The organism is Geothrix sp. (assembly GCF_049292215.1).
In the GTDB taxonomy this organism is placed as follows: domain Bacteria; phylum Acidobacteriota; class Holophagae; order Holophagales; family Holophagaceae; genus Geothrix.
Genome location: NZ_JBATQW010000071.1, coordinates 45,574 through 70,563 on the forward strand (window position 1 = coordinate 45,574; position 24,990 = coordinate 70,563).

The following is a 24,990-nucleotide window of genomic DNA, read 5'->3' on the forward strand; positions in this document are numbered from 1 at the left end:
GAGCGCAAGCATGCCCCGATCTCAAGCATTGGCACCCACCCCTCCCCGTGCCTTCAAGGCATCGGATCCCATCGACCGGGTCGTCGCCTGCCTCGAGGCGGCCTCTGGAGCGGGGGCGCACTGGCTCCGGGGCTACGCCAAGGGCAAGGTGCGGATGGATCAGCTCTACCGCAGGGCCCTGCCATGGATCCCGCCCGGAGCGAACGTCCTCGACCTGGGATGCGGGATCGGCCTGCTGGGGCTGCTGCTGGAAGCGAGGGGGCTCCACAACGACACGCTCGGCATCGAGTGGGATGTGGCCAAGGCCCGGTTCGGCCAGCGGCTGGTCGAGGGCAGGGCGGCGACGCGGGTCGTCTGCGGGGACTTGTTCCAGGTGCCCTGGCCCCCCTGCTCGATGGTGACGCTGCTGGACGTGCTCCACTACCTGCCCGCCGAGCGCCAGCGCGCCTTGCTGGCCAGGATCGGCGCGCATCTCCCGGAGGGGGGCAGGCTCCTGCTCCGGGTGATGGATGCCCAGGTCGGAGGGATGGCGATCCTGACCCGCCTCGCCGAGTGGCTGGCCATCGGCTTCCGGTGGAACCTGGCGCCCAGCGTGCATTGGCGGCCCCTGGCCGACCTTCGGATCGACCTGGCCGAGGCTGGCTTCAGCCTGCTGCCGGCGCCGGGATTGACTGGATCCATGGGTGGAAACCAGCTCCTGCTCTGCGAGAAGGCGGCGAGGTGCGACCGGGGCCAGAATCCATCGAATTGAAGGGAGGGGCCCTTCGGCTTGATGGGCCGACCCGGGCCACCGCCCGTGTACTTCAAGACAAGTCGATGGGCTCAAGCATCTTCCAGGCTGGCACGGAATCCGCTGATTGACAGGTCCTGCTGGCGACCGTCCCTCGTGGAGGGTCAGCAGCTCACCGCGGGCACCCACCGGGAGCGACGACATGATCTCCATCGGACTCATCAACCTGGGCATTCTGCCCCTGCTTCTCGAGGCCATGACGCCCGCCTACGCGCAACACGATCAGCGCGAGCAGGACGCACGCAGGCAGCAGCAGGAGCCGGAGGGCAGGGGGAAACGGCCCCAGCCAGCCCGACCAGAGCGGCCGGAGAAGCCGCAGCCGCAGCACGAGGCCAAGCCCCAGGGACAGCCACGACCGGAACGGCCCGATCGCCAGGAGAAACCCCAGCCACGGCCTGCGGTGAAACCGGAGCGACCGTCCCAGCAGGAGCGGCCCACCCGCCGGGAATCGCCGCAGCAGCGGCCCGAGGTCAAGCTCGATCGACCGGCAGCGCCCGCCCGCCGGGCCGCTCCGGTCCAGGCGTCCCGGCCCACGCCGCGCGCCCAGCCACCGCATGAAAGACAGCATCAATCGGCCTGGCCTGCCCGTCGTGCGCAGAATTGGCAGACGGAACATCGGACCTGGCAGGCCCGGGGTGGCTATCGTGGCTACCGCATTCCCGACACCCGCTACCACGGCTTCTTTGGGCCCAGCCACGGGTTCCGGATGTTGCATTTCCCCCTGATTGTCATCGGCGGGTTCCCCAGGTTCCAGTTTAACGGCCTGTGGTTCAGCGTCATGGACCCCTGGCCCGAGTACTGGTCCGAGAACTGGTACGGAGACGACGACCTATACATCGAGTACTGGGGTGGCGGTTACTACATGCTCAATCGGAGACATCCGATGGATCGAATCGCCATCACAGTCCTGGTCGGCTAGGCCCGGGTAAGGGTGCCGAACGCGGTGACTGACCGCGGAGAGCCGCAGCAATGAATGTCTGAACTGGGTGCCGACATGACCGAAGCACGGCATCCATACAAACCATCCCGGTCGAGGAGGACTGCATGAACAAGACATTGGCTAGATTATTTCTACCTGCATTGTTGGCGGCGTTGGGTCCCGCGCCTGCCAGCGCCCAGATCCGGATCGGTGTGGATCTCCCATCGATCCACATCCGCATCGCGCCGGACGCCCCGCCACCCCCCCAGGTGGAAGTCCGGATGCGCCGCCCCAGCCGCAACCATCGGTGGATCGCCGGGTACTGGGATCGCCAGGATGACCGCTGGGCCTGGGCCCCGGGGCGCTGGGAACGGCCCTCGCGGCGCGGTTCAAGTTGGATCGCGGCGCGCTATCGCCGCGAGGGCGGAGCCTATCGCTACGAGCCGGGCCACTGGTCCCACCAGAAAATGTCGGAGGGGGATGACTACACCCGCTGGCGCCGGGACCACGGTCGCGGCTCCGAAGGGCGTGGCGGCAAGGACAAGGATCACGGACGAGGCGACGACCGCCGGGATCACTAACTTGCTGTAATTTCGCCTGACCGGAAAAGGGAGACCGGAAGCGGTCTCCCTTCTCAATAGATTTGGCATAGATTCGGAAGATTAGGTTGAGAACAATTAGGCCCCGCCAATCTTCAGCTGACACTTAGACTGCTGCCGTGGTGATGAGAATACTGCAGCCCTGATGAGTGCTAGATTCCCCACGCCTTCCACACTGGAGAATTATTCAGGGCTGTTCACGACTGAGTAGGCCAGTTCCTGCATGCACAATTCGCACATTTTCCGTATGGCCCCAAAAGGCAAAGGGCCAAGACCGTTAAGTCTTGGCCCTTCTAGGTGTTTTTGGTCGGCGCGAGAGGATTCGAACCTCCGACCCCTACCACCCCAAGGTAGTGCGCTACCAGGCTGCGCCACGCGCCGTGAACCTTTGACTGTAGAACGGGTGGGCCCTGGGGTCAAGGTTTGGGTGCGGAACACAGGCGTTCGTAGAGCGCCTTCACGGATTTCAGGACGGGCTGCAGGTCGGTGCTGGTGCGCAGCAGCCGTGGGAACGCGGCCTTGGGCTTCTGAACCGGGGCGGCGGGCAGTTCATCCGCCTCCAGGCCCAGGTCAAGGCGCTGGACGAGGTGGCCGTGGGCCAGCAGTTCGGCGCAGTCGGCCACCGTGAGGCCCTCGCTCAGCCAGCCCTTGATGCGCTTCAGGCGGGGCAGCTCGTCCAGGTGGTAGTAGCGGAGGTTGCCCTTGCTGCGCCGGGGCTTGATGTCCGGGATCACGTCTTCCCAGTAGCGTAGGTCCTTGGGGCCGACGCCGACGAGGGCCGCCGCTTCCCCAATCTTGAACCACTTCTTGTCGCTCATCACCGCACCGCCTAGCTCTCCCTGGGCTCGATGCCCAGGGCCTTGAGGCGCTTGTAGAGGTTGGACCGGTCCATGCCCACGCGCTCGGCCACGCGGGTCATGTTGCCGTTCTGGAAGCGCAGCTCCCGCTGGAGGTATTGGGTCTCGAACCAGTCCTTGGCCTCTTTGAGGCTGGCGAACTCGGGGAAGGAGAAGGGGTCCTGCTCGGCGAGGTGGCGCGTGGCCAGGGGGCCCAGGTCGCGGGGGCCGATCTCGCTGCCGCGGCCGAGGATGACGGCGCGCTCCATGAGGTTCTTCAGCTCGCGCACGTTGCCCGGCCAGTCATGGCGCAGCAGTGTGTCCTTGGCCTCGGGTCCCAGGTGCCGGGGCGGGCGGCCGTACTGGCGGCCGATGCGGCTGATGAAGGCCTCGGCCAGGGGCAGGATGTCCTCGGGGCGCTCCCGCAGGGCGGGGATGCGCAGGGGTACCACTGCCAGGCGGAAGTAGAGGTCCTCGCGGAAGCGCCCGCGGGTGATTTCCCCGGCCAGGTCCTTGTTGGTGGCGGCGACGACGCGCACGTCCACGCCCACGGCGCCGCCCCCGCCCACGGGCTCCACGCGGCCCTCCTGGAGCGCGCGCAGCACCTTGGCCTGGGTCTTCAGGGACATGTCGCCCACTTCATCGAGGAACAGGGTGCCGCCGTCCGCCTCGCGGAACTTGCCCTTCTGGTCGCGCACGGCGCCCGTGAAGGCGCCCTTCTGGTGGCCGAAGAGCTCGCTCTCGATGAGTTCCTCGGGGATGGCCGCGCAGTTAACCTCGATGAACGGGGCATCCTTGCGGGGGCTCTGCAGGTGGATGAGGCGGGCCACTTCCTCCTTGCCGCTGCCATTCTCGCCCGTGAGCAGGACGCGGCCTTCCGTGGGAGCCACCAGGGCCACGTCGGCCATGAGGCGCTTCATGGCGGGGCTGTCCGCCAGGAAGAAGCGGCCGCCCTCGACTTCGGCGAGCAGGCGCTGGTTCTCCTGTTCCAGCTTCGACTGGCGCAGGGCATTGCCCACCACCAGGAGCAGGCGGTCCAGGTCGATGGGCTTCTCCAGGAAGTCGAAGGCGCCGAACTTGGTGGCCTGCATGGCCGTGTCGATGCTGGCGTGGCCCGAGATCATGACCACCGGAAGGTCCGGTCGGATCTGCTTGGCCTGCTTCAGGGTTTCCAGGCCGTCCTGGCCGGGCAGCCAGACGTCAAGCAGCATGAGCTGGAGGGTCTCGCCATCGGGGTTGTGCAGCAGGTCGATGGCCTGCTCGCCCCGCTCGGCCTTCACCACGTGGTAGCCCTCGTCCTTCAGGGCTTCGCCCAGGGAGCGCCGGATACCCGGCTCGTCATCCACCAGGAGGATGGTTGTGGGGGCACGCATGGATCCATGCTGGACGCGGGACAAGCCTTTGTCTAGCAGGTGGTTGGCTGGATTATCCACAATGCCTTCCCGCCCTGACGCCAGATAGGCGCCCGGAGGCGCCTATCTCACGGGGAAGCTTGAGAGCCTCAGTCGATGGTGAATTCACCGGTGTCGATAATGGTGATCTCCGAATTCAGGAAGCGGGCGTTGTAGCCCTTCTCCTTGAGCAGGTGGTAGGCGAGCTCAGCCCGGATGCCTGTCGAGCAGTGGGTCACCACCAGAACCTTGGCGTCCTTGGGCACTTCCGCCAGGCGCGAGAGCAGGGCCGTTTCTGGGATCACCAGGGCGCCCTTAATGGTGCCGTTTTTCGTTTCATCCGGGTTGCGGACATCGAGGATGAGCACATCCTTGCGCTGTTCAGGGGCCAGGTTGGCAAGGCGGGTGAACTCGGCAGTCGAGATCGAGCCGGGTCGCGGCTTGGGCACATAGGTCACGGTCGTGGCCAGCTTGCCTGGGACCAGGGGAAGGGCAGCGGTCTGCCAGGCCTGGAACCCGCCCTGGAGGACATTCACGCCCGCGTAGCCGGCCTTGACGATCTCCTGGGCCACGGTGCGGGCGCTCTCTCCACCGTTGGCATCCACCACCAGCACCGGGGGCTTCAGCTTGGCGATCGGGAACAGCTTCAGCAGCTCGGCCGTCTTGCCCGGGGCCAGCGCCACTGCACCTTTGAGGGTGCCCTTATCCGCATCGGTACGAAGGTCCAGGACGATGGCGGGGATGTCCTTGTCCAGGAAGGCCTCCTTGAAGGACTTGGGGGCGATCACGCCGTAGTTCTTCGAGTACCAGGCGGGCATGCCTTCGATGAACACCTTGGCGTTGGTGTAGCCGAGCTTCTTGGCCTTGGCCAGGGAGCCGGGGCTCATGTTGCAGGTCTTGCCGCTGCAGTAGAAGATCACCAGGGCATTCTTGTCGGCCGGCAGCTTGTCGACCATCTTGTCGAAGGCAGGGAAGGGCATGTTCACGGCGGTGGGGATGTTGCCTTCCTGGAACCGTGGCGCCGGCCGGGAGTCGAAGAGGAAATACTTCCCCTTCTCGGGACCCATGGCCACCAGCTTCTGGACCTCATCCAGCAGGATGGTCTCGTGGGCGGCGAGTTTCACGGCGGGCTTGACGGCCACCAGGCTGGCGGTTTTAACTCCCTCCTTTTCGGTGTATTCGACCCTGACTTCATGGCCCTTCTTGATGGCCTTCAGGGTGTCCTCGAGAGTGGCGGCCTTCTCTTCGGAGACCACCTTCAGGCTGGCCTTGTCGTAGCGGAGGATCTCGGTGTTCTCGTCCACCTTCATCTGGAAGGAGGAGCTCTTGGGGGCGAGGACCTCGAAGTTGCCGCGGAGGTTTCCGGGCGTGGTGGTGTGGCAGTTGAGACAGATCTTGGCCGTCACGGGCCGGGGGGCCACGGGATCAGCCGCGAAGGCGGTGCTCGCCAGGGCAGCTGCCCAGAGGATGGTTCGCAAGGCTCGATGGTGCATGGAGACCTCCTTGAAGGGATGGAACGGTTGGTGGGAACGGGGGGTGGGGGGCTAACTGGCCTCAGGTTGGTTCTGCACCCAGAGGCTGGAGTTCTGAGGTTGGGAGGAGCCCTTCGGCGATGAGGAGGGCGACCCCGAGCAGGTCAAGCACGCGACGGTAGTAGGGGTGGGCATGCATCTGCTCCAACCGCTCCGATACGTGAGCCTGGAGGGGCCTGAGATGATCTGTGAGCAGGCGTGAGGCGGCCATCTGGAGGCTCTGGTGGACTGCCCCCTGGCCCTCCTCCATCCGGTTCAGGAAGTGCCCCAGGAGGGAAGCCATGGCGCCAAGGTGATCGGGCTCGAAGGGCGACTGAATTTCAAGATCGGCGGTGAGATAGATCCCGTGCAAGTCGTTCAATACCGCCGCACACCGAAGCTCGCCACAGCGCAGCACCGACTCCTCCAGGTGCAGGGTGGGGTGGTCGTAGCCGTGCAGGAACAACCCCGCGTAGGCGATGTCAAGCTGCTCGGCGGGAGTCTCGATCAGGTTCTGGAGGGCCGTATCCAGAGCCACCTGGTGTCCGGGTGATGCCAGCAGAGGACGGACCCCGGTTTCATACCCGAGGCCCGGGACCAGAAGGATGGCCCCGAGTTCCTGCAGCAGCGCTCCCACCTGGTCCCGGCTCATCGGAAGCCGCTCGCCTGGCCGGCGAAGACGAACACGTAACGCAGCGTATAGCCGCCCAGGATGACGAGGCTGGCGGCGGCCATGGCCAGGCGGGGGTTGAGGTGGAAGGTGCCCTTGCCGGTCAGCAGGGGCTTGAATTCGTACACCTCGATGGCGAGGGGGATCAGCAGGCCGGCGCCCAGGAACAGGCCCCAGAAGACGAGGGTGTAGGGGCCACCGAGGATCAGGGCTAGGGCCTCCCGGACGGCCAGCACCGAGAGCTCACCGTGGATGAGGTAGGGCAGCACGATGAAGAACTCGAGAGAGATGAGCACGATGTCCAGGGTGTAGAGGAACCGGACCTCCTTCAGATCCATGGCTTCCTTGTCCAGGAGGCGCACCAGCAGGATCGTGGCCGCTCCGCTGGAGAGGGCGCTGAAGAGGAACATCTGCGCCACCAGGTTGGTGTTCCAGAACGGGCGGGCTTGGACAGCTCCCAGCAGGACGCCGGTGTAGATGCCCACCCCGACTGCCAGGGGGAAACCGGCCATGGCGAGGGTGCGCCGCCAGGCGGAGGCATCCCGGTCGAGGTAGCCGCGAACCTGCGCCGGTATGCGGCTCCGGAGGCGTTCGGGAATCCGCGCCAGCAGGCCCTGGCGCTCGCTCTGCTCGAGCCATGCCCAGAGGTTCACCAGGCTCACCAGGGTGAACAGGACCAGCAGCCAGCTGCCGATGGACATGGGGCTCTGCCACCGGAAGTGGAAGAAGAGCTTCCAGAAGCGCAGCGGCTTGCCGAGGTCGAAGATCAGAAGGGCCGAGCCCAGGCTCACAGGCCAGGGTGCCAGCAGGGCCCCCCAGCGGGCGATCCGCGGGAACGCGGACTGCCCGTCCTCCTGGAACCAGGAGGCCAGGCCGGACACGAAGCAGAGGCCTGCGGAGAGGCCACCCAGGAACAGGTAGTTGACGATGAGGAATTCCCAAACAGGTTCATGCATCGCCGGCTCCTAGAGGAGGTAATAGAGTTGAGGACCATTGCCGGTCTGCGGCTTCATGACGCGGTAGCGTCGCGTGGCCAGCAGCAGGTGGATGGGGCTCCGGGAGTCGTTGAGGTCGCCGAAGACCCGCACCTTGCTGGGGCAGGTCTCGACGCAGGCGGGTAGCTCGCCGCGATCCACCCGCTGGACGCAGAAGGTGCACTTGTCCACCGTGTGCGTTTCGGGGTGGTGGAACCGGGCATCGTAGGGGCAGGCGATGATGCAGTACTTGCAGCCAACGCAGTCGTCGTAGTTCACGAGGACGATGCCATCCTCTCGCTGCCAGCTGGCTCCCGTGGGACAGACGCGCACGCAGCTCGGGTTGTCGCAGTGGTGGCACTGCTCTGGATCGAAGCTGGTCCGCAGCTTGGGATACTCGCCGCTCCTCTCGACGTTGATCCGATTGCGGTAGACGCCAACCGGAACCTCGTTCTCGGCTTTGCAGGCCACGACACAGGCCTTGCAGTCGATGCACTTCTTGGAGTCGAGCACCAGGGCGTAGCGCTTCAGTTTCTTGGCCATGGTTTCTCCCTAGACCTTCGCGACTTTGACAAAAGTCTCGTGCATGGCGGCGTTGCCACTGACCTTGTCCCAGGCTGTCTCGAGCAGGACGGCATCCGCGGCGCCCACGTTGTGCACGGCCCGGAGCCAGGGGGACTTTTTGCCGAAGCCGTGGAGCATGAACACGCAATCCGGTCGGATCTCCTGCGTGACAAGGGCCTTGATGTTCACGCGCCCCACGGAGCTGGCGACCTCCAGGAGGTCCCCCGTCTGGATGCCCAGGCGATCAGCGGATTCCGGATGGAGCCAGAGGCTGTTCTCCGGGTTGTGCTCGTGCAGCCAGGGCAGCTGGGTCAGGGCCGCGTGGGTGATGGTGGCCTTGCGGCCCAGGACGAGCCGGAACTTGCCGGTGGGCACCTTGGCGGGGGGGGAATACTTGGGAAGGGGGTCCTGTCCCGCTTCCTGAAGGCGTTCCGAGAAGAGTTCGATTTTGCCGCTCTTGGTGACGAAGCGGTGGTCGGCTTTCCGGGTGGCCCCGTATTTCGGCTCGCTGAAGGCCACCACACCGTGCTTCTTCATGTGCTCCAGGCCGTTGGGAACGGGGAGGTCCTTGGCCTCGGCCTCGATCCACTGATCGATGGTGTAGTCGAAGTAGTCGCTCAGCCCGAGGCGCTTGGCCAGGCCCTGGACGATCTCCAGGCAGGGCTTGGTGTCGTGGAGGGGCTTCACCACCTGCTGGCGCAGGACCGCGGCAGGCCAGATGCCCGGCATCACCTCGATGGGGTCGGTGCGCTCCAGGTAGTGGCTCTCAGGGAACACGACATCGGCATACCAGGCCGTGTCGCTCATGGCGATGTCGATGACGGCCACGAAGTCCATCTGCTCGATCATCTTCAAGGTCTTGCCCTGGTCGGGCACAGCGTGGAGGGGATCCTGCTTGTAGATCATCCAGGCCTTGACGGGATAGGGCTTCCCGCTCAGCACGTTCTCGCGCAGCGGCAGGTAGACTCCGTCCCCCTTGGCAGCGAGAGGGAAGTTCTTCTCGATCTCGTCCACACGGGGGGCCTTGGGCTCATCCCAGGGCATGAAGAGAAACTCGCCCTTGGGCACTTTCTGGTTGGGCACCATGCCGCCCTGGCGGTCCCAGTTGCCGACGATGGCGTTGAGGATGGCCTGGGCGCGGCGCATCTGGAAATCGTTTTGGTACCAGCTGGAGCGCCGTCCAGCGTAGAACACGGCCCGGGGCGCCGCCGCGGCGAAGTTGCGAGCGATGCGGATGATGTCCGTCGCGCGGATGCCCGTCTCCTGCTCGGCCCACTCAGGGGTGTAGGGTTTGACATGCTCCACCACCTGCTCGAAACCGAGGGTGAAGCCGTCCACGAAGGCCCGGTCGAAGCGCTCCTCCCGGATGATCACGTGGATCAGGGCCAGGATGAAGGCCAGGTCGGTGCCGGGGGCGATCGGGTACCACTCGTCGGCCTTGGAGGCCGTGACGGTGAAGCGCGGATCCAGGTAGATGAGCTTGGCCTTGCGCTCCATGACCCCGCCGATGAGGTCCATGGTGTCGGGCGTGATGATGCTCTCAAAGCGGTTCGCCCCGGCCATGATCACGTAGTCCGCGTTCAGCAGGTCGAAGCTGGGGACGGTGCCGAAGGTCATGGAGTAGGCCAGGTTCATGGAGGCCAGGCAGAGGCTGGGATGCCGGATGATGTTCGGGCTGCCGAAGGCAGAGCCCAGGTTCTTGAAGAAGACCTCCTGGAAGCCCTCCGTGCTGGCCCACAGGGTGCCCTGGGGACCGTGCTTCTCCTTCACTTCGTTCAGCTTCTTGGCGGTGTAGTCCCAGGCCTCTTCCCAGGAGACCGGCCGCCACTTGCCCTCCCCCCTGGCCCCGGCCCGGATCAGAGGCTGCTTCAGCCGGTCCGGATCGTAGACCTGCTGGATGGCCGCGTTCCCGCGGGCGCAGAGCATGTCCCGCGACTTGGGGTTCTCGGGGTTCGGGTTCAGTTTGCGGATTCGGCCCCCCTCGACCATCGCCAGCACCGAGCACTTGTTGGGGCAGAGCTCGCATGTGGTGGGGATGCCCGTGGAGAAGACCGGCTTGGCCTCCGGCTTCTTGAACAGCCAGGAGCAACCGAGGCCCGAGATGGCCACGCCGCTTGCGCCCGCTACCTGCAGAAAGACACGCCGATCCATGATTTTCCTCCGAGCTGAAACACACAGCCAGGGTCAGGGATGGCGGTCCCCGACCCTGGCTACCTGCTTTTTTAGAACTTCACTTCGATCGAGGCATACATGGTCTTCACCGCCGCGGGGAAGCCGTACTGCAGCATCGGGTTCTTGCTCAGGTCGTAGGCGTCCTCCCAGCTCTGGCCAGGCATGGCGGGGCCAGGGGAGATGTGCCAGCCGCTGAAGGCGTGGCTGTACTTGTAGTCCAGATAGCCCAGGCGGAAGGCGGCGTTCTTGGCGAACTGCCAGTGGATGTAGCCCTCCCAGACATCGCCACGGGTGCCGAGCTTCTCCGTGGCCTCGCCGGTGGCGGGGCTGTAGGTGAACCAGCGGGGCGAGCCGTGGTTGAACTCGACCCCGAACCCGAGGGTCTGGATGGGATCCCAGCGCATGCCCACGTAGTAGGCGCTGGCGGTCTGGCTCTTCGTGGCATCGCCGAGCAAGCCGCCGAAGCCGGCGAGCTGCTGGGTGCCGCCCATGTTGGCGGGGAAGGTCCAGTAGGCACCGTACTGGCTCATCTTGCCGTTGGGGTTGCTCTTGATGTGCCCGTAGCTGGCGAAGTAGGTGAAGGTGTCACCGATCTTGTGCTTCCAGGTGGCGGTCCACTGGTCCATGTCGCCCAGGTTGTTGGTGGCGGTGACGTACTGGGTGCTGGGCATGCCGCCCATGCCGGGCATGGCGGGCACAGGGAAGTTGTTGGTGCTGCCGTAGGGGATGTCCGTCATGTTCCCGAAGCGGTTGAAGCCCAGGTAGAAGTTGGCGCTCTGGATGCTCTCGCCGAGCTGGAAGAGCAGGGGCATGTCGTACATGACGCCCAGCACCGTGCTGTCCTTGAGGGGGCCGATGCTGTTCACCTGCATGGTGGCCTTGGTGGCATCAGGTCCCTGGGCGGTCCAGTTCACGTTGGTGAAGTTGAAGCCCACGGGGGCGGCATTGGCCTTGACGTTGCCGCCGCCGCCGAAGCCGGCCTCGTAACCCACGCCGTAGCAGAGGCCCAGCAGGGTGCCTTCGGGCAGGCCGAGCTTGTCGAGCTGGAACTTGAAACCGACGCCGTCCACGAGGGCATTCACGGCTAGGGCCTGTGGAGTGGCCTGGCGCTCGCCGCCCTCACGCACCTCGAACGGCGGGCCGTCGGAGGTGTTCTGGCGGCCGATGGAGAGGATGCCCATGGGGAAGTCGTAGACCAGGCTGGCGCGTTCGACGCGCAGCACGTCGGTCCCGGGGACCTTGGCATCGTTGAACGAGTTGGACACGGTGTTGGGTGAGCCGTTGAACACCGGCACGTCGGCGCCACCGTGGACCTTGTACATCGTCAAGCGGCCCATGACCTTGGCGTGCTCGTTGATGGTGATGCCCATCTTGAGGCGCAGGCGGGTGGACCACTGCACGGAGTTCGTGTAGTCCTGGCCGGGGACCTGCTGGGTCAGGGCCATGAAGGGGTACGGATAACCGGGAGGCAGCATCCCGGATGGGGCGCCTGCGCTCTGGGCGAAGCCCATGAAGGCCTGGTAGGGCTTGAAGGTCCACTTGCTGCTTTCAAAGCGGGTGCGGAGGTCGCCGCCCCACTGGATGTTGTCGCCGGCGACCTTGGTCTCGACCTTGACGAGGCGGGTGTCGATCTCCTGGGCGGCGGCGGCCTTCTCCTCGACGGCCTTCAGCTGCACTTTCAGCTGTTCGATCTGCTTCTGGAGGTCTGCATTGGACTGGGCGCTCAGCGCCACGGGGGCCATGAGGGCAACCAGGGCGAGCATGACTCGGGAGTTCATGGGGTGTTCTCCGGGGGTGGGATTCAGGGAAGGGGGAGGTGTCTCTAGAACGATCAGCCGCCGCAGGTTTCGGGCTGCGGGGAATCGGAGGCGTGATTCACCAGGAAGGTCTGCACGTCCTTGACCTGCTCGGGCTTCAGGACGGTGTCGAGCTTCTCGGTACCCTTCTTGTGCTTGCCGGCAGCGAAGTAGGCCTTCCACTGGGCCTGGGTCTTGGAGAGGGGGGTGACCTCCTTGGCTGTGCCATTGGGGGCGTGGCAGGACTTGCAGGTCTTCTTGAAGAAGAACTTGCCTTTGGTGTCGCTGCCGCCTTCGGCGGCCAGGGGCGCCACGAGGGCGGCGAGGAGGGCGAGGAGGGCGAGGAGCCTGAGGGTGTTCCGCATGGAGCACATCCTTTCTGGGGAAAATGGGAGGCAGGGCAACGCCATCCCGGGCCGGGGAGGCGCTGGGTTCGTTCAATCCGCGGAGGGCTTGCGAGAAGTCCACGCGGGTGGGGCTCGACATTGATGATGAAGAGGTGGATAGCATGGTCAAGTCGTTCGTGACTATGATCACTATTAATTAAATAACCACAAAGTAATTTGATTCCGCAACCGCTGGTTGGCACGGAACTGGAGGCCTTTCCGCGGGGTGAGCAGGCGGCTGTTATGGTGGGGTCCCAAGGATGCCGCCATGACCCCCGATGCCTCCCTCCCCACGCCTGAGCAGGATGCCGCCGTCACACCGGTGATGGGCCCCTCGCTGCGGCGACAGGTCCTGGTGTGCACGTCCAAGAGCTGTTCGGCGAATGGCTCCGAGGCTGTGCTGGAGGCCTTCAAGGCCCAGCTCATCGAGGAACAGCTGCTCTTCTACAAGCACAACCGGGAGGGCGAGATCCAGTGCATCCAGTGCGGATCCGTGGGCTTCTGCGCCATCGGACCCGCCGTGCTGGTCTACCCTGACGGCATCTGGTACGCCCATGTGACTCCGGCGGACGTGCCCGAGATCATCGAGAGCCACCTGAAGGGCGGCGTGCCTGTGGAGCGGCTGGTGCGGAAGCGGCTGGGTTAAGACAGCTCGCGTTCCCAGACCTGCCGCTCCCCCGGCGTATCCACGTCCAGCCACTCGGCGCCGTCACTCTGTATGGCTAGGTGGGGCAGGCGAGAGGCCAGGGCGTGCAGGGATCGTTCGGTGCTGGCGGCAAGTTGGGGGCGGAAACCGTCCGGCAGCCAGCCACCCAGCGGCTGGAGGTGGCCGCCGTGCAGGGCCATGACCCAGAAGGAGCTCCTGGGGTCTGAGGCTTCGCCGACCCTCGCCCAGGCCCTGAGCCGCTGCGGGGTCCAGCGCACCTGATCGCAGGCGACGATCCACCAGTGGTCCACCTGGGCGGGGCTCTCAAGCCCCGCCCAGGTGCGAAGGGCCACGGCGGGGCCTTCGCGGGGATCTTCGAGACACGGCAGGTCCGGATGGTCCGGCAGGGGGTCGCCGAGCACCTGCACCGGCCCATTGGGAAACACTGTGGCGAAGACCCGCACCAGGTGCCCCCCCCAGGAGCCACCCCCGGGATGGGCCAGGGCGTGCTTCGGGGCACCCATGCGGGTCCCGCTGCCGCCGCTCAGGAGCAGCAGCCCGGCTTTCATCCGCCGACCTGCCACATGCCCTGGGCGAACCTGGGTTGATCGCCCCGGCGCATGGGGTGGCAGTCCAGCTTCTCGGTCAGGGCCTGCCGGATGAGGCGGACGAGGTCGTCGTGCGTGGCGTGGTGGCGGAGCGGTTCGAGCAGATCCACGGGCTGGTTGCCGAACAGGCAGGCCTTCAGGGCGCCCTGGCTGGTCAGGCGGACCCGGTTGCAGCGATCGCAGAAATCCGCGCTGAGGGTGGAGATGACGCCGACCTTCCCGGTGCTGCCGGGGATCCGGAACAGTCGGGCGGGGCCCTCCTCAAGGCCGAGCACGGGCTCTTCCTCCAGCTCGGCGCCAAGGCCCTCCTGGATGGTGCGGAGGATCTCCGCCGCGGGCATGAACTGCTCCTGTCCCCAGCCGTTACCCTGGTAGGGCATGAACTCGATGAAGCGCACCTGGAAGCCCCCCGCCTGGGCGAGGCGGGTGAGCGGCAGGATCTGATCCTCGTTCCATCCGCGGAGCACCACGGCATTCAGCTTGGTCTTCAGCCCCACGGACCGCGCGGCTTCCAGTCCCGCGAGGACCCTGCCCAACGCGTTCTTCCCGGTGAGCCGGGCGAAGGAGGCCGGGTCCGCCGCATCGAGGCTGACATTGACCCCGGCGAGGCCCGCGTCGCGCAGGGCCCGGGCCTTCCGGGCTAGGTGGAGGCCGTTGGTGGTGAGGTGCACGCGCCCTTCCACCTCGGGACTGATGCCCGCGATGATCGTCTCCAGGTCGCGCCGCAGGAGGGGCTCCCCGCCGGTGAGGCGGACCTTCCGGATACCCAGGCTGGTGAACACCTTCACCAGCTGGACCACCTCGTTGCGGCTCATGGCCGGAGGCTGCCGGCGCTCGGCCACTCCGGTCCGCGGCTTGCAATAGACGCAGGCGAGGTTGCACTGCTCGGTGACGGACACCCGCAGGTAGGTGATGTCACGGCCCAGGCCGTCCTTCAGGCCATCCTTCACGCGGAGCATGCGCGGCAGGTGGTTCTCGGGCGGGGTGGCAAAGAGGGGGGACACATCGGCTCCTGGCACCCATCAGGATGCAGGCATCGCCGCGCTCCGGCCCGTGATCGTGCCCAAGGTCACAGCCAGCAGGGTGCTGGGAACCTGGCCCCGCTCTGCGCCCACCCGCGTTCGTGGGACCATGGGGCCATGCTCGTGGACGCGCACTGCCATCTGACTGGTTCCTACCTGGCCGAAGACCAGGTGGAGGCCACCCTGTCGCGGGCCAGATCCCATGGGGTGACCGGCTTCATCGCCGTGGGCACGGACCTTGAGGATTCCAGGGTGGTGCTGGCGCTCGCCACCCGCACTCCCGGCGTCCAGGCCAGCCTCGGCGTCCACCCGCACGAAGCGAAGAGCTGGTGTCCGGAGGTGGAGACAGGTCTGGGCGAGCTGCTGCAGGACTCCGCCGTGCGCTTTGTCGGAGAGACCGGGCTCGACTGGCACTACGACCTGAGCCCGAGGGATGAGCAGGAAGCCGCCTTCCGCGCCCAGATCCGCCTGGCGAAGGCCCTTCGCAAGCCGCTGATGATCCACACCCGCTCGGCCCCCGAGGCCACCCTGCGCATCCTCGAGGAGGAGGGTGCCGACGCCGTGCGGGGCATCATCCACTGCTTCAGCGAGGACCGGGCCTTTGCCCAGCGGGCCCTGGACCTGGGTTTCTACCTGAGCTTCTCAGGGATCACCACCTTCAAGAAGGCCGAGGCGGTGCGCGATGTGGCCACCTGGGCCCCAGCCGATCGCATCCTGGTGGAGACCGACGCGCCCTTCCTGGCCCCCGTGCCCTACCGCGGGAAGCCCAACGAGCCGGGCTTCGTCCGGTACACGGCCGAGGCCGTGGCCGAGCTGCGGGGCATCTCCACCGTGAAACTCGCCGAGCTGACCACCCGGAATCTGGAGGCCCTGTGCGGCTGGGCGCCCGCCTCCTGACCCTCGCGGCCCTGGCCGCACCGACCCTGGGGGCCCAGGGTCGGCAGCCCCTTCCATGGGAAGGGCTCCAGCCCGTGGACTGGCAGTCGAGTGGTGGCACTGCGTCCAGGGTGCCCTACGATTCGACGCCCTCGTCCGGCCCCGTGGAAGCCCGGCTCACGGTGGACGGGACCCTCAGCATCAAGAACGCCCGGGGCATCATCCTGTTGCAGACCGGCCTTCCGGGGCGCCCACTCAAGGCCTGGCGAGATGGGGGCATTCCCCTGCCGGCACCCACCGGCGCCTGGCCCTTCCCCACGGACTCGCCCCTGAGCCAGGGACTGGGCGGGCTGCTCTGGGGAGCGGCGGACTTCCGCCCCTTCCTGCGGGGTCTGCTGTGGGTCATCGAGGACGGGGAGGCCTTCCTCACGGTGGTGAACCCGGCCACGGCCCAGGTCATCCACCTACCCCTGCCGCCTGGGCGGGACCTCCACCTGGGCTTTCTTCCGGATCGGCTGGAGGTGAGCGCCGGGGAGGTGGACAAGGGGGCCCCGCGGCGCTGGTCCATCCCTTGGATGGGACTCCTTCCCCGCCTGGCGGGCTTGGGCCCGCGGCCGGGTCCCGCCAAGACCGGTTCGGCCTTGGCCCCCTTCCCGAAGGACTGATCCCAGGGCCGTTTGCCAGTTGGCACGACCCTGGCAGTCTCCATCCTGGGAACCGATCCTTTGGGAGCCGGCATCCAACCCGCGGAGGGACCATGCACTCGACCTTCTCCTACTCCCGACTTGCCGCCCTGCTTCTGCCCGCCGCGATTCTCGTGGCCGGGCCGCAGGCACCCATGCCCGACGAAGATGAGACCTACCAAGGCGAAGCCCCTGAGCGCTACGCCATGGTGCGGGCCCTGGAAGGCGAGGTCCGCATCCGCAAGGGTGACCTGGACGAGACTCTGACCCGGGGCACCCCCGTTGCTGAGGGCGATGTAGTGGAAAGCCGCGGTCGTGGCGTTCTGCAACTGGGCGACGGCACCCGCGTGGCCTTCGGTGGCGCGACCCGGTTCACCGTGGCCGCCCTCTTCACCGACCGCAAGGGCGAGAAGCAGGTGCTGCTCCGCCTGGACTACGGCCGGGTCCGCATCCTCCTGGGCGGCCAGTCCGACCTGCGCTTCCGGGTGGACACGCCCTCGGGTACGGCCACCTGCTTCGACAAGGGCGGCTTCACGCTCGAGGCTGAGCGCGACAAGGTGGTGCGCCTGAAGGTCCACAGTGGCCGCGTCACCTTCACCAACGAGAGGGATGAGACCCGCGTCACCGCCGGGGAGCGGCTGACCGTATACAGCCCTCAGGATGGCTTGGACCGCGTCCGTGGTTTCAACACCTACGACGGCGACGAGTTCGACCGCTGGAGCGACCGGGCGGTCATCGTCCAGCGCGGCGAGAGCTGGGACCGGGTCCCCTCGGAGATCCGCTACTACGCCGATGAGCTCGACAACCATGGCCGCTGGGTGCAGTCCGAGGAGTTCGGCTGGGTCTGGCAGCCCAATGGCGTCGCCGAGGACTGGCGGCCCTATTACCAGGGCCGCTGGGCCCCCTATGCCGGCGGCATGACCTGGGTGTCCGATGAACCCTGGGCCTACGTGGCCTACCACCACGGGCGCTGGCACTGGGGCGCGGGCCTTGGCTGGTGCTGGATCCCCGGCATCCACTACAGCCCCGCCTGGGTGGCCTGGAACCACACCCCCGGCTACTACGGATGGGCCCCCCTCGGCTACTACAACACGCCTTGCCACTGGGGCTACGGCGCCTGGCGCGGGGGATACGCCTGGAACGTGGTGGCCGTGGTCAACATCAACGTGGGCCATGTCCACCGTCACCTCCACAACGATGTCACCGTGCTTCGCAACTTCAACGGCGGCAGCGGAGGAACCGCTTGGACGGGCGGCGGCCGCGACCTGCGCCCCCCCTGGCGGCGCGCGCCCCTCATCGTTTCGCATGCCGAGTTCCGGAATCCCGGCCAGATCCAGGTCGCCTTCCAGCGGGAGGTGCACCGGGAACGGATGGTGACCTACGAACGGCAGGCGCGGGAAACCACGGGGCGCGTGGTCATCCGCCGCGACCTCCGGCCCGCAGGCCCGGTCGATGCCCGCCCCGGCACCCCGTCCACCCCTCCAGCCCGCACACCCTTCGAGGATCGCAGCCGGGCCGGTTCAGGCGAACGCACGCTGCCCCGGGAACGCCCGGTGGAGCCGAGGCCCCGCACCGAGGAGAAGCGCCCCGGCCAGGTGCCCCGCGAGCGGCCCATGGAACCTCGCCCCCAGGCCGAAGGGCCCCGGGAGCGTCCCGTGGAACCCAGGCCGCGGGTGGACGAGCGGCGCCCCGAGTCCGCGCCGAAGGAGCGTTCGTTCGAGCCGCGGCCCCGCCCCGAGGAACGCCGTCCGGAGCCCAGGCCCCTCCCCGAAAAATCGGTGGAACCCGCACCGCGGGAGCGCCCATCCGAACAGCGCCCCCGGTTTGATCGTGAGGACCGGCCTCGCATCATAGAAGAACGGCGATCGGAGCCGGCCCCACGTGAACGCAGCCCGGAGCCCCGCCCCCGTGAGGAGCGTCGCCCGGACCCCCCCAAGGCCGCCGAGCGCGAAAGCCGACCCGCCCCCAAGCCGGAAAAGCCCCGCGAGGAGCGCAAGAGCGAGGGACCGCGCGAGTTCCGTCGCTGAATGAACCTAGAGCAAGAAGAAGGGCCCCGAACGGGGCCCTTCTTCTTGCGTCGGCGCGAGGCGCCTACGATCAGGCCACCTCGATCGGGTAGATCCCTTTCTGGATAAGCTCGCTGGCGATGCGTCCTCGCAGGCGGGCGCTGCTGGTGGGGTGGAACTCGGTGAAGGCCTTCACTCCGGCCAGGGCATGACGGAGGGCTTCGCCTTCGACCACGTCCGCGCAGAGCATGCGGGCGTCGCCATGCACCTTGTGCCAGCTCTCGTTCACGTAGAGCTCGGTCATGTCGCGGGCGATCTGGGCCCAGCGATGGCCGCCCTCAAGCATCCGCTCGGCCCGCACCACAGCGCTCTCCATGGCGTAGATCTCCATGAGCATGTTGCTCATGCGGGCCATGACCTCCTGGTTGTCCACCAGCTTCTGACCCAGGACCTGCACGGCGAGGCCGGCAGCCAGCATGCACTGGCGCTTGCTCAGTTCGACTCCGTGCTTGAGACGGGCCAAGGGGCCCGTGAAGGCATCAGCCTTGATCGGGTTGGCGATCTCCTTGGCCACCTGCTGGCCGAACTGCATGAGGGGGAGCTCGCCCTTCATGGCGCGCTTGAGGAGGGTGCCCGCGATGAGCAGGCGGTTGATCTCGTTGGTGCCTTCGAAGATGCGGTTGATGCGGCAGTCGCGGAGGGCCTTCTCGGGCGGGTACTCGGCGCTGAATCCATATCCGCCGTAGGCCTGAACGGCCTCGTCCGCCACGAAGAAGAGGGCCTCGCTGCCCCAGACCTTGGAGATGCTGCACTCGATGGCGTATTCGTCGATGGCGGCCATCTTGTCGGCGCCGGCGGTGGGGCTGTCCCAGCTGGTGGCGTGCAGGGCCTCATCGATGTAGCCGATGGTGCGGAAGTTCAGGGCCTCGAGGACGAAGATCTTGGTGGCCATGTCCGCCAGCTTCTGCTGGATCATGCCGAACGAGTTGATGGACTTGCCGAACTGCTGGCGCTCCGTGGTGTACCGGATGGCGTACTCGAGGATCCGCTTCATGCCGCCCTGGCTGCCCAGGCCCAGCTTGAAGCGGCCGATGTTGAGGATCCCGAAGGCGATCTTGTGGCCCTTGCCGATCTCGCCCAGGAGCCGGTCCTTGGGGATGCGGCAGTTCTCGAGAATCACGGTGCGGGTGGAGCTGCCCTTGATGCCGAGCTTCTTCTCCTCGGCGCCGGTGCTGATGCCGGGATCGCTCTTCTCGACGATGAAGGCGCTGAAGTGCTGGCCGTCCACCTTGGCGAAGATGATGAAGACATCGGCGAACCCGGCGTTGGTGATCCACATCTTGGTGCCGTTCAGCACCCAGTGGTCGCCGTCGAGCACCGCGGTGGCCTTGGCGCTCAGGGCGTCGGAGCCGCTGCCGGCCTCGGTGAGGGCATAGGCTGCGAGCCACTCGCCGGTGCCCAGCTTGGGCAGGTAGGCCCGCTTCTGGGCCTCGGTGCCGAAGTACACGATGGGCAGGGTGCCGATGCCGGTGTTGGCGCTGTAGGTTACGGCAAAGCTACCCTGCTTGCTCATCTCCTCCAGCACGAGCATGGCGGTGCGCTTGTCCACGTCCATGCCGTCATAGGCCTCGGGGATCTCCAGGCCGAGCAGACCCAGCTCACCCGCCTTCTTCATGAGGGCGACGGTCAGCGGCAGGTCCAGCTTGTCGATGGCCTCGTCCTGGGGCAGGACTTCGCCCTGCATGAAGTCCCGGGCGGCCCGGGCGAATTCCTTGGCGTCTTCGCCGAATTCCTCGGGCGTGAACTGGGGCATCGCCCCGATGGGGGTCAGCAGGAAGCTGCCTCCCTTGACCTGCTCTGCAGCAGCGTGGCTCATCTCGGTCCTCCGGATTGGGTTGGGTTCAAGATGGAAGGCCGGAGGCCGCTTGCCTAGCCTCTACCTTCGGTCAACGGCGTGGATACTTCGGGTAGGAGCGGTCTCTGCTTCAATGGAGAGACCATGGAGGTTGGATGCCGGAAGGCAGGCAAGTGCAGCAGATGTTCTCGGCCATCGCCGGGAGGTACGACCTCCTGAATCACGTCCTGTCAGGCGGGGCGGATTTCTGGTGGTGGTGGCGCATGGCCCGGGCCAGCGGCGCTGCCCCTGGGAAACGGTTCCTGGACGTGGCGGCGGGCACAGGGGACTCGAGCCTGGCGCTCGCCCGGCGCGGGGCGGAAGTGGTCAGCACGGACTTCACCCATGCCATGCTGCGCCTGGGGCCGGCCAAGTTTGCGCAGAAGGGTTTCGCCAAGCTGATCTGGGCCTCCAGCGATGCCGATGCCCAGCGCCTTCCCTTCCGGGAGGCCACCTTCGATGGCGTGACCATCTGCTATGGCATCCGGAATGTAGAGAACCGCAGCTTGGCCTACGCCGAGTTCCTGCGGGTGCTGCGCCCCGGCGGGCAGCTGACGATCCTGGAGTTCAGCGCCCCGGTCCTGCCCGGCCTCAAGGCCCTCTATGACTGGTACAGCCTGCGCATCCTGCCGCGCATCGGGGGGTGGATCAGCGGGGACGCCTCGGCCTACAGCTACCTGCCGGAGAGCATCCGGACCTTTCCCGATCAGCTGGCCTTGGCTGCGGAGCTGGAGGTCGCGGGCTTCCGCGAGGTCCGTTGGACGAACCTCACGGGGGGCATCGTGGCCCTGCATACCGGGGTGAAATAGTCAGATGGCGCGGTGCCGCTCGTCGACCATGCGGTCGAGGACCTGGACCACTTCCTCGCTGGCCCGCTCGGCCGCCTCGTAGTGCCCGTAGATGCGGTTCTGGACCTCGGGATCGGTCTCCCACCCGGTGGCCAGCAGGCCGACGGCCTCCTGGACATGCTGGTGGACGCGGGCGTGGGGGGCTTCGAGCCGGTTGTAGGAGGGGACATGGGAGAACATCTCGGCGCCCTGGCCCTCGTAGTACCAGGTTCCCAGGCGGCATCCCCGGTGATCGGTCTGGATGGCACGGGATTCGGCGGAGTGGGCGCCCTGATGGATCACCCGGTAGCCGTTCTGCTTGAAGAGGAAGTGGTCCACCTTGACCAGGGACGCGAAGCTGAAGTCCTGCGCCTTGTTGATCTGCACGAGGGAGGTCTTTGCGGAGTCGGCGAACTTGAGCACCTGGGACCGGAACTCCGTGACCGCGTTCCGACTGCCCTCGGCGATGTCCTTCACCTGTTCGGAATCCTTGATCATCCGGCTGGTGGCTTCGCTGAAGGATTCGATCGTGGCAGCGATGGAAGCGGCGGCATCCTTGGTGTTCTCCGAGAGGGTGCGCACCTCCTCGGCGACGACGGCGAAGCCCTTGCCGATCTCGCCGGCGTGGGCGGCCTCGATGGCCGCATTCAAGGCCAGCAGGTTGGTGCGATCGGCTACATCGGTGATCACCTGGACGATCTGGTTGATCTCCTCGCCCTTCTCGTGGAGCAGGGTGGTCTGGGCGTTGGTGCGGGAGATCATCTCGGCCACCTGGTTGAGGTTCGCCACCAGGTCCTCGATGGTGGCGCGGCTGCCTTCGGCGTCCCGGGCCGTCTCGTTCGAGATCTGGCCCACGATGCTGAGCTCCTGCGTCATGTCCATCAGGTATTCCTGGATGGACTTCAGGTTCGAGATGAGGTTCCCGGAGTTCAGATCGGTGATCCGTGCGATCAGCTTCTCCTTGATGGCCATCTGCTGCACCTGGCCAAGGCTTTCCACGGACACGTTCACGCGGACCATGGCGTCCTTGAAGGACCCGTGCAACCCCTGGTCCATGGCCAGCCGGTAGGTCTGCCCGCGGGTGGCGTGATCGAAGGCCGAGAGGACTTCCCGGAAGTAGGCCTCCTGCTGGTCCAGCAGATCATTCACGGCCCAGGCCAACTCGCCAGTGGCCGCGCCCCGCTTGATGCCGGTGACCCGCGGGTCGAGGTTGCCCCGGGCGGCCTCTCTGACGAGTGTGGTCAGGCCGGCGATGGCCTTCTGGATGCGGTGGATCGAATAGAGGGCAAGGGCGAGCAGGAGGGCCGTGGCGACGAAGTCGGCCCATGCCCAAGGCGTCAGCCGACTGGCCCCGGTGGCCAGGTGTCCGAAGAGCAGGAACAGCCCCAGGGAGAGGGCGATGATGTAGTGGAGCCTAGAGCCCAAAGACAAATTCTTCATAGCTCACGCCCTTCTGTTCGAGAAGCTGATGGAGGATGGCCGTGGAGGCCTTCATGCCGGCCTGGCCGTCTCCGGCCCTGCGCTCGGCCTCGAGCATGGTGCGGTAGAGGCCATCGACGGCCTGGATGGCCTCGGACCTCGGCTTCCGACGCACCGAGTAGTAGCCGATGAGGTTGCCATGGGTGTCGAAGGAGGGCGTCACGTTGGCGAAGACCCAGTAAAAGCTGCCGTCCTTGGCGAGGTTCTTCACGTAGGCTGAGATCTCCTGCTTCGACTGGATGGTGTCCCAGAGGAGCTTGAACACGGCCCGGGGCATGTCGGGATGCCGCAGGATGCTGTGCGGGGCGCCCAGGAGTTCCCGCTCGGAATAGCCCGAGATCTCGATGAAGATGCGGTTCCCGTAGGTGATGACGCCCTTCAGGTCGGTTTTGGACACGATGAAGTCGTCCTCGCCCAGGACCTTCTCGTGCTGAGTGGGTTGGGGCCTAGCGCTCATTTGGGGGATCTCCACCCTCCCGTTATCGGGCGGTGAACCCCCTGACCCTGAGTTTTGGGGATCCCGGCGGACTAGACCGCGGAGATCGGATACCTGCCCTGGTCCACCATGGCCTGGGCGATGCGCTGACGCACCGCAGACAGGGCCACGGGGGCGGGGGCCTGCATGGCGAGGAGATCCGCCACCAGCGTGTCGAGCACTGTGTCCGAGGCCAGCTCCGCGGCCAGCATGCGCGCTTCGGCCTGGACGCGGTTCCAGGCCTCCTGGGCGTAGGCCATGGCCAGATCCAGAGCCAGGTTGGACCAGCGGTGGCCGATGGCGGCCATCTTCTGGGCGCGGACCACGGCGGCTTCCATGGCGTAGATCTCCAGCAGCATGTTGGCGATGCGGGCCGCAGCCTCCTGGTTGTCGAGGATCTTCGGTCCATGCAGGCCCTGGGCCAGGGCGATGACCTTCAGGGCCCGGGCCTTGGACAGGGCCACGGTGCGGAGCAGAGCATCCTTGGGCAGGTCGAGGTGGCCCGAGGCGGCTGTGGCCAGGGGCAGGCCATCAAGGCCGCTGCAGCGCTTGAGGAAGGTCTGGGCGATGAGCAGACGGTTGATCTCGTTGGTGCCCTCGAAGATGCGGTTGATCCGGCAGTCCCGGTAGATCTTCTCAGGGGGGTACTCGGCGCTGAAGCCCGCGCCGCCGAAGGACTGCACGGCGTCGTCCGCCGTGGCGAAGAGGGCCTCGCTGCCCCAGACCTTGGACATGGAGGCTTCCATGGCGTACTCGTCGATGGCCTTCATCTTGTCGGCGCCGCCGGTCTCGCTCTCCCAGCTCGTGAGGGCCAGGGCCTCGTCCAGGTAGCCGATGGTACGGAAGCTCATGCTCTCGCCCACGAAGATCCGCATGGCCATGTTGGCCAGCTTCTGCTGGATGAGGCCGAAGGCGTTGAGGGGTTTGCCGAACTGGGTGCGTTCGCCGGCGTACTTGAGGGTGTATTCCAGCACCCGCTTGCCGGCGCCCACGGAGCTGGCGCCCAGCTTGAAGCGGCCCACGTTCAGGATGCCCAGGGCGATGCGGGCGCCCTTGCCCTTGCCGCCCAGCAGCCGGTCCTCGGGGATGCGGCAGTTCTCCAGGATGACGGTACGGGTGGAGCTGCCCTTGATGCCCATCTTCTTTTCCTCGGCCCCGGTGCTGATGCCGGGGTCGGTCTTCTCGACGATGAAGGCGCTGAGGTGGCTGCCGTTGATCTTGGCAAAAATGACGAAGATATCGGCGAAACCGGCGTTGGTGATCCAGGCCTTGGTGCCGTTCAGCACCCAGTGACCGTCCTGCAGCACGGCGGTGGCCTTGGCCCCCAGGGCGTCGGAGCCGCTGCCGGCCTCGGTCAGCGCGTAGGCCGCGCACCACTCGCCTGTGGCCAGCTTGGGGAGGTACTTGGCTTTCTGCTCGGGGCTTCCGAAGTAGACGATGGGCATGGTGCCGATGCTGGTGTGCGCGGTGTAGCTGGTGGAGAAGCTGGCTTGCTTGGCCATCTGCTCCAGCACCAGGAGGGCGGTCTTCTTGTCCAGGTCCAGGCCACCGTAATCCTCGGGGATCTCCATCCCCAGAAAGCCCAGGTCCCCAGCCTTGGCCAGCAGGTCGCGCGTGAGCTCCAGGTCCAGGTGGTCGATCTCCTCGTCCCGGGGTAGGATCTCGCCGTTCACGAAATCGCGGGCGGCCTCGGCGATGGCCAGGGCCTCCTCGCTGTTCTCCTCCGGCGTGGCCTGGGGCAGGGTGCCGGCGGGGTGGAACATGAAACTGCCGCCGCGTACCAGCTGGGTCTCTTCCTGAGCCATGGGAGCCTCCAATCCAACCATGATCTACCCGGAGTCAGGACCCCTCCAGCCCTATTGCCGA

23 protein-coding genes and 1 tRNA gene are annotated in these 24,990 nt (G+C 66.5%); 8 read left to right on the forward strand and 16 right to left on the reverse strand.

The genetic code is table 11. The features are described 5' to 3' along the window. Window positions 1–10 precede the first annotated feature (10 nt). The 3 genes from WAS25_RS12445 to WAS25_RS12455 all read left to right on the forward strand — a co-directional run bounded on the left by WAS25_RS12445 (window position 11) and on the right by WAS25_RS12455 (window position 2,290). Window positions 11–751 (forward strand): methyltransferase domain-containing protein, encoded by a 741-nt coding sequence (locus WAS25_RS12445; RefSeq protein WP_422312553.1) that lies wholly within the window; start codon window positions 11–13, stop codon window positions 749–751. 181 nt (window positions 752–932) lie between these two features. Next, window positions 933–1,709, forward strand: a complete 777-nt coding sequence (locus tag WAS25_RS12450) for a hypothetical protein (RefSeq protein ID WP_422312555.1) — start codon at window positions 933–935, stop codon at window positions 1,707–1,709. A 125-nt stretch (window positions 1,710–1,834) separates the two neighbouring features. Next, a complete protein-coding gene (locus WAS25_RS12455; protein WP_422312557.1) occupies window positions 1,835–2,290 on the forward strand; it encodes a hypothetical protein in 456 nt (151 codons plus the stop codon). Window positions 2,291–2,612: 322 nt separating this feature from the next. Here WAS25_RS12455 and WAS25_RS12460 read toward each other — a convergent pair. From WAS25_RS12460 to WAS25_RS12505, 10 genes are all read right to left on the reverse strand, one after another. Continuing rightward, window positions 2,613–2,689 (reverse strand) — tRNA-Pro (locus WAS25_RS12460). Between the two features lie 35 nt (window positions 2,690–2,724). After that, the gene (locus tag WAS25_RS12465) at window positions 2,725–3,126 is read right to left on the reverse strand and encodes a helix-turn-helix domain-containing protein (protein WP_422312559.1); all 402 of its coding nucleotides are present in this window, start codon (window positions 3,124–3,126) and stop codon (window positions 2,725–2,727) included. An 11-nt stretch (window positions 3,127–3,137) separates the two neighbouring features. After that, the gene (locus tag WAS25_RS12470; RefSeq protein WP_422312561.1) at window positions 3,138–4,517 is read right to left on the reverse strand and encodes a sigma-54-dependent transcriptional regulator; all 1,380 of its coding nucleotides are present in this window, start codon (window positions 4,515–4,517) and stop codon (window positions 3,138–3,140) included. 128 nt (window positions 4,518–4,645) lie between these two features. Beyond that, on the reverse strand, window positions 4,646–6,028 hold the full coding sequence (locus WAS25_RS12475) for a rhodanese-like domain-containing protein (RefSeq protein ID WP_422312563.1): 1,383 nt from the start codon (window positions 6,026–6,028) through the stop codon (window positions 4,646–4,648). A 61-nt stretch (window positions 6,029–6,089) separates the two neighbouring features. After that, window positions 6,090–6,698, reverse strand: a complete 609-nt coding sequence (locus WAS25_RS12480; protein ID WP_422312565.1) for a molecular chaperone TorD family protein — start codon at window positions 6,696–6,698, stop codon at window positions 6,090–6,092. Then, complete coding sequence (gene nrfD / locus WAS25_RS12485; RefSeq protein ID WP_422312567.1) at window positions 6,695–7,672, reverse strand: NrfD/PsrC family molybdoenzyme membrane anchor subunit; 978 nt, start codon at window positions 7,670–7,672, stop codon at window positions 6,695–6,697. Before nrfD ends, WAS25_RS12480 begins: the two co-directional genes overlap by 4 nt. A gap of 9 nt (window positions 7,673–7,681) precedes the next feature. Further along, the gene (locus WAS25_RS12490; protein ID WP_422312569.1) at window positions 7,682–8,233 is read right to left on the reverse strand and encodes a 4Fe-4S dicluster domain-containing protein; all 552 of its coding nucleotides are present in this window, start codon (window positions 8,231–8,233) and stop codon (window positions 7,682–7,684) included. Between the two features lie 9 nt (window positions 8,234–8,242). Further along, window positions 8,243–10,405 carry a molybdopterin-dependent oxidoreductase gene (locus WAS25_RS12495; RefSeq protein ID WP_422312571.1) on the reverse strand — a complete coding sequence of 721 codons (2,163 nt, stop codon included), beginning with the start codon at window positions 10,403–10,405 and terminating at the stop codon, window positions 8,243–8,245. Window positions 10,406–10,476: 71 nt separating this feature from the next. After that, window positions 10,477–12,204: a DUF3373 family protein gene (locus tag WAS25_RS12500; RefSeq protein ID WP_422312573.1), complete on the reverse strand. Its 1,728-nt coding sequence runs from the start codon at window positions 12,202–12,204 to the stop codon at window positions 10,477–10,479. 53 nt (window positions 12,205–12,257) lie between these two features. Continuing rightward, window positions 12,258–12,587 (reverse strand): c-type cytochrome, encoded by a 330-nt coding sequence (locus WAS25_RS12505; protein WP_422312575.1) that lies wholly within the window; start codon window positions 12,585–12,587, stop codon window positions 12,258–12,260. Window positions 12,588–12,876: 289 nt separating this feature from the next. Here WAS25_RS12505 and WAS25_RS12510 point away from each other — a divergent pair, with 289 nt between their 5' ends. Continuing rightward, complete coding sequence (locus WAS25_RS12510; RefSeq protein WP_422312577.1) at window positions 12,877–13,254, forward strand: (2Fe-2S) ferredoxin domain-containing protein; 378 nt, start codon at window positions 12,877–12,879, stop codon at window positions 13,252–13,254. Here the strand turns inward: WAS25_RS12510 and mobA are convergent. Further along, window positions 13,251–13,823: a molybdenum cofactor guanylyltransferase gene (gene mobA / locus WAS25_RS12515; protein WP_422312579.1), complete on the reverse strand. Its 573-nt coding sequence runs from the start codon at window positions 13,821–13,823 to the stop codon at window positions 13,251–13,253. The two genes, WAS25_RS12510 and mobA, sit on opposite strands and share 4 nt — an antisense overlap. Further along, on the reverse strand, window positions 13,820–14,866 hold the full coding sequence (moaA, locus tag WAS25_RS12520; RefSeq protein WP_422312581.1) for a GTP 3',8-cyclase MoaA: 1,047 nt from the start codon (window positions 14,864–14,866) through the stop codon (window positions 13,820–13,822). Before moaA ends, mobA begins: the two co-directional genes overlap by 4 nt. A gap of 135 nt (window positions 14,867–15,001) precedes the next feature. Between moaA and WAS25_RS12525 the strand changes: the two genes are divergently transcribed. From WAS25_RS12525 to WAS25_RS12535, 3 genes are all read left to right on the forward strand, one after another. After that, window positions 15,002–15,781, forward strand: a complete 780-nt coding sequence (locus WAS25_RS12525; RefSeq protein WP_422312583.1) for a TatD family hydrolase — start codon at window positions 15,002–15,004, stop codon at window positions 15,779–15,781. Beyond that, window positions 15,757–16,425: a hypothetical protein gene (locus tag WAS25_RS12530; RefSeq protein ID WP_422312585.1), complete on the forward strand. Its 669-nt coding sequence runs from the start codon at window positions 15,757–15,759 to the stop codon at window positions 16,423–16,425. Before WAS25_RS12525 ends, WAS25_RS12530 begins: the two co-directional genes overlap by 25 nt. A 92-nt stretch (window positions 16,426–16,517) precedes the next feature. After that, window positions 16,518–18,470 carry a DUF6600 domain-containing protein gene (locus WAS25_RS12535; protein ID WP_422312587.1) on the forward strand — a complete coding sequence of 651 codons (1,953 nt, stop codon included), beginning with the start codon at window positions 16,518–16,520 and terminating at the stop codon, window positions 18,468–18,470. A 70-nt stretch (window positions 18,471–18,540) separates the two neighbouring features. Here WAS25_RS12535 and WAS25_RS12540 read toward each other — a convergent pair whose 3' ends face one another. Continuing rightward, window positions 18,541–20,325 carry an acyl-CoA dehydrogenase family protein gene (locus WAS25_RS12540; protein ID WP_422312589.1) on the reverse strand — a complete coding sequence of 595 codons (1,785 nt, stop codon included), beginning with the start codon at window positions 20,323–20,325 and terminating at the stop codon, window positions 18,541–18,543. 134 nt (window positions 20,326–20,459) lie between these two features. Between WAS25_RS12540 and WAS25_RS12545 the strand changes: the two genes are divergently transcribed. After that, window positions 20,460–21,152 carry a class I SAM-dependent methyltransferase gene (locus WAS25_RS12545; RefSeq protein WP_422312591.1) on the forward strand — a complete coding sequence of 231 codons (693 nt, stop codon included), beginning with the start codon at window positions 20,460–20,462 and terminating at the stop codon, window positions 21,150–21,152. Here the strand turns inward: WAS25_RS12545 and WAS25_RS12550 are convergent, their stop codons facing one another. The 3 genes from WAS25_RS12550 to WAS25_RS12560 all read right to left on the reverse strand — a co-directional run bounded on the left by WAS25_RS12550 (window position 21,153) and on the right by WAS25_RS12560 (window position 24,929). Then, the gene (locus WAS25_RS12550) at window positions 21,153–22,610 is read right to left on the reverse strand and encodes a methyl-accepting chemotaxis protein (protein WP_422312593.1); all 1,458 of its coding nucleotides are present in this window, start codon (window positions 22,608–22,610) and stop codon (window positions 21,153–21,155) included. Further along, window positions 22,585–23,106 carry a PAS domain-containing protein gene (locus tag WAS25_RS12555; protein ID WP_422312595.1) on the reverse strand — a complete coding sequence of 174 codons (522 nt, stop codon included), beginning with the start codon at window positions 23,104–23,106 and terminating at the stop codon, window positions 22,585–22,587. Before WAS25_RS12555 ends, WAS25_RS12550 begins: the two co-directional genes overlap by 26 nt. A 71-nt stretch (window positions 23,107–23,177) precedes the next feature. Beyond that, window positions 23,178–24,929: an acyl-CoA dehydrogenase family protein gene (locus WAS25_RS12560; protein ID WP_422312598.1), complete on the reverse strand. Its 1,752-nt coding sequence runs from the start codon at window positions 24,927–24,929 to the stop codon at window positions 23,178–23,180. Between the last annotated feature and the right edge of the window lie 61 nt (window positions 24,930–24,990).

What these genes read in the sequence shown, in the direction of transcription:
- WAS25_RS12445 (WP_422312553.1), top strand. Translation starts at nt 11, where the DNA reads ATGCCCCGATCTCAAGCATTGGCACCCACCCCTCCCCGTGCCTTCAAG.
- WAS25_RS12450 (WP_422312555.1), top strand. Translation starts at nt 933, where the DNA reads ATGATCTCCATCGGACTCATCAACCTGGGCATTCTGCCCCTGCTTCTC.
- WAS25_RS12455 (WP_422312557.1), top strand. Translation starts at nt 1,835, where the DNA reads ATGAACAAGACATTGGCTAGATTATTTCTACCTGCATTGTTGGCGGCG.
- WAS25_RS12465 (WP_422312559.1), bottom strand. Translation starts at nt 3,126, where the DNA reads ATGAGCGACAAGAAGTGGTTCAAGATTGGGGAAGCGGCGGCCCTCGTC.
- WAS25_RS12470 (WP_422312561.1), bottom strand. Translation starts at nt 4,517, where the DNA reads ATGCGTGCCCCCACAACCATCCTCCTGGTGGATGACGAGCCGGGTATC.
- WAS25_RS12475 (WP_422312563.1), bottom strand. Translation starts at nt 6,028, where the DNA reads ATGCACCATCGAGCCTTGCGAACCATCCTCTGGGCAGCTGCCCTGGCG.
- WAS25_RS12480 (WP_422312565.1), bottom strand. Translation starts at nt 6,698, where the DNA reads ATGAGCCGGGACCAGGTGGGAGCGCTGCTGCAGGAACTCGGGGCCATC.
- nrfD (WP_422312567.1), bottom strand. Translation starts at nt 7,672, where the DNA reads ATGCATGAACCTGTTTGGGAATTCCTCATCGTCAACTACCTGTTCCTG.
- WAS25_RS12490 (WP_422312569.1), bottom strand. Translation starts at nt 8,233, where the DNA reads ATGGCCAAGAAACTGAAGCGCTACGCCCTGGTGCTCGACTCCAAGAAG.
- WAS25_RS12495 (WP_422312571.1), bottom strand. Translation starts at nt 10,405, where the DNA reads ATGGATCGGCGTGTCTTTCTGCAGGTAGCGGGCGCAAGCGGCGTGGCC.
- WAS25_RS12500 (WP_422312573.1), bottom strand. Translation starts at nt 12,204, where the DNA reads ATGAACTCCCGAGTCATGCTCGCCCTGGTTGCCCTCATGGCCCCCGTG.
- WAS25_RS12505 (WP_422312575.1), bottom strand. Translation starts at nt 12,587, where the DNA reads ATGCGGAACACCCTCAGGCTCCTCGCCCTCCTCGCCCTCCTCGCCGCC.
- WAS25_RS12510 (WP_422312577.1), top strand. Translation starts at nt 12,877, where the DNA reads ATGACCCCCGATGCCTCCCTCCCCACGCCTGAGCAGGATGCCGCCGTC.
- mobA (WP_422312579.1), bottom strand. Translation starts at nt 13,823, where the DNA reads ATGAAAGCCGGGCTGCTGCTCCTGAGCGGCGGCAGCGGGACCCGCATG.
- WAS25_RS12525 (WP_422312583.1), top strand. Translation starts at nt 15,002, where the DNA reads ATGCTCGTGGACGCGCACTGCCATCTGACTGGTTCCTACCTGGCCGAA.
- WAS25_RS12535 (WP_422312587.1), top strand. Translation starts at nt 16,518, where the DNA reads ATGCACTCGACCTTCTCCTACTCCCGACTTGCCGCCCTGCTTCTGCCC.
- WAS25_RS12540 (WP_422312589.1), bottom strand. Translation starts at nt 20,325, where the DNA reads ATGAGCCACGCTGCTGCAGAGCAGGTCAAGGGAGGCAGCTTCCTGCTG.
- WAS25_RS12545 (WP_422312591.1), top strand. Translation starts at nt 20,460, where the DNA reads ATGCCGGAAGGCAGGCAAGTGCAGCAGATGTTCTCGGCCATCGCCGGG.
- WAS25_RS12550 (WP_422312593.1), bottom strand. Translation starts at nt 22,610, where the DNA reads ATGAAGAATTTGTCTTTGGGCTCTAGGCTCCACTACATCATCGCCCTC.
- WAS25_RS12555 (WP_422312595.1), bottom strand. Translation starts at nt 23,106, where the DNA reads ATGAGCGCTAGGCCCCAACCCACTCAGCACGAGAAGGTCCTGGGCGAG.
- WAS25_RS12560 (WP_422312598.1), bottom strand. Translation starts at nt 24,929, where the DNA reads ATGGCTCAGGAAGAGACCCAGCTGGTACGCGGCGGCAGTTTCATGTTC.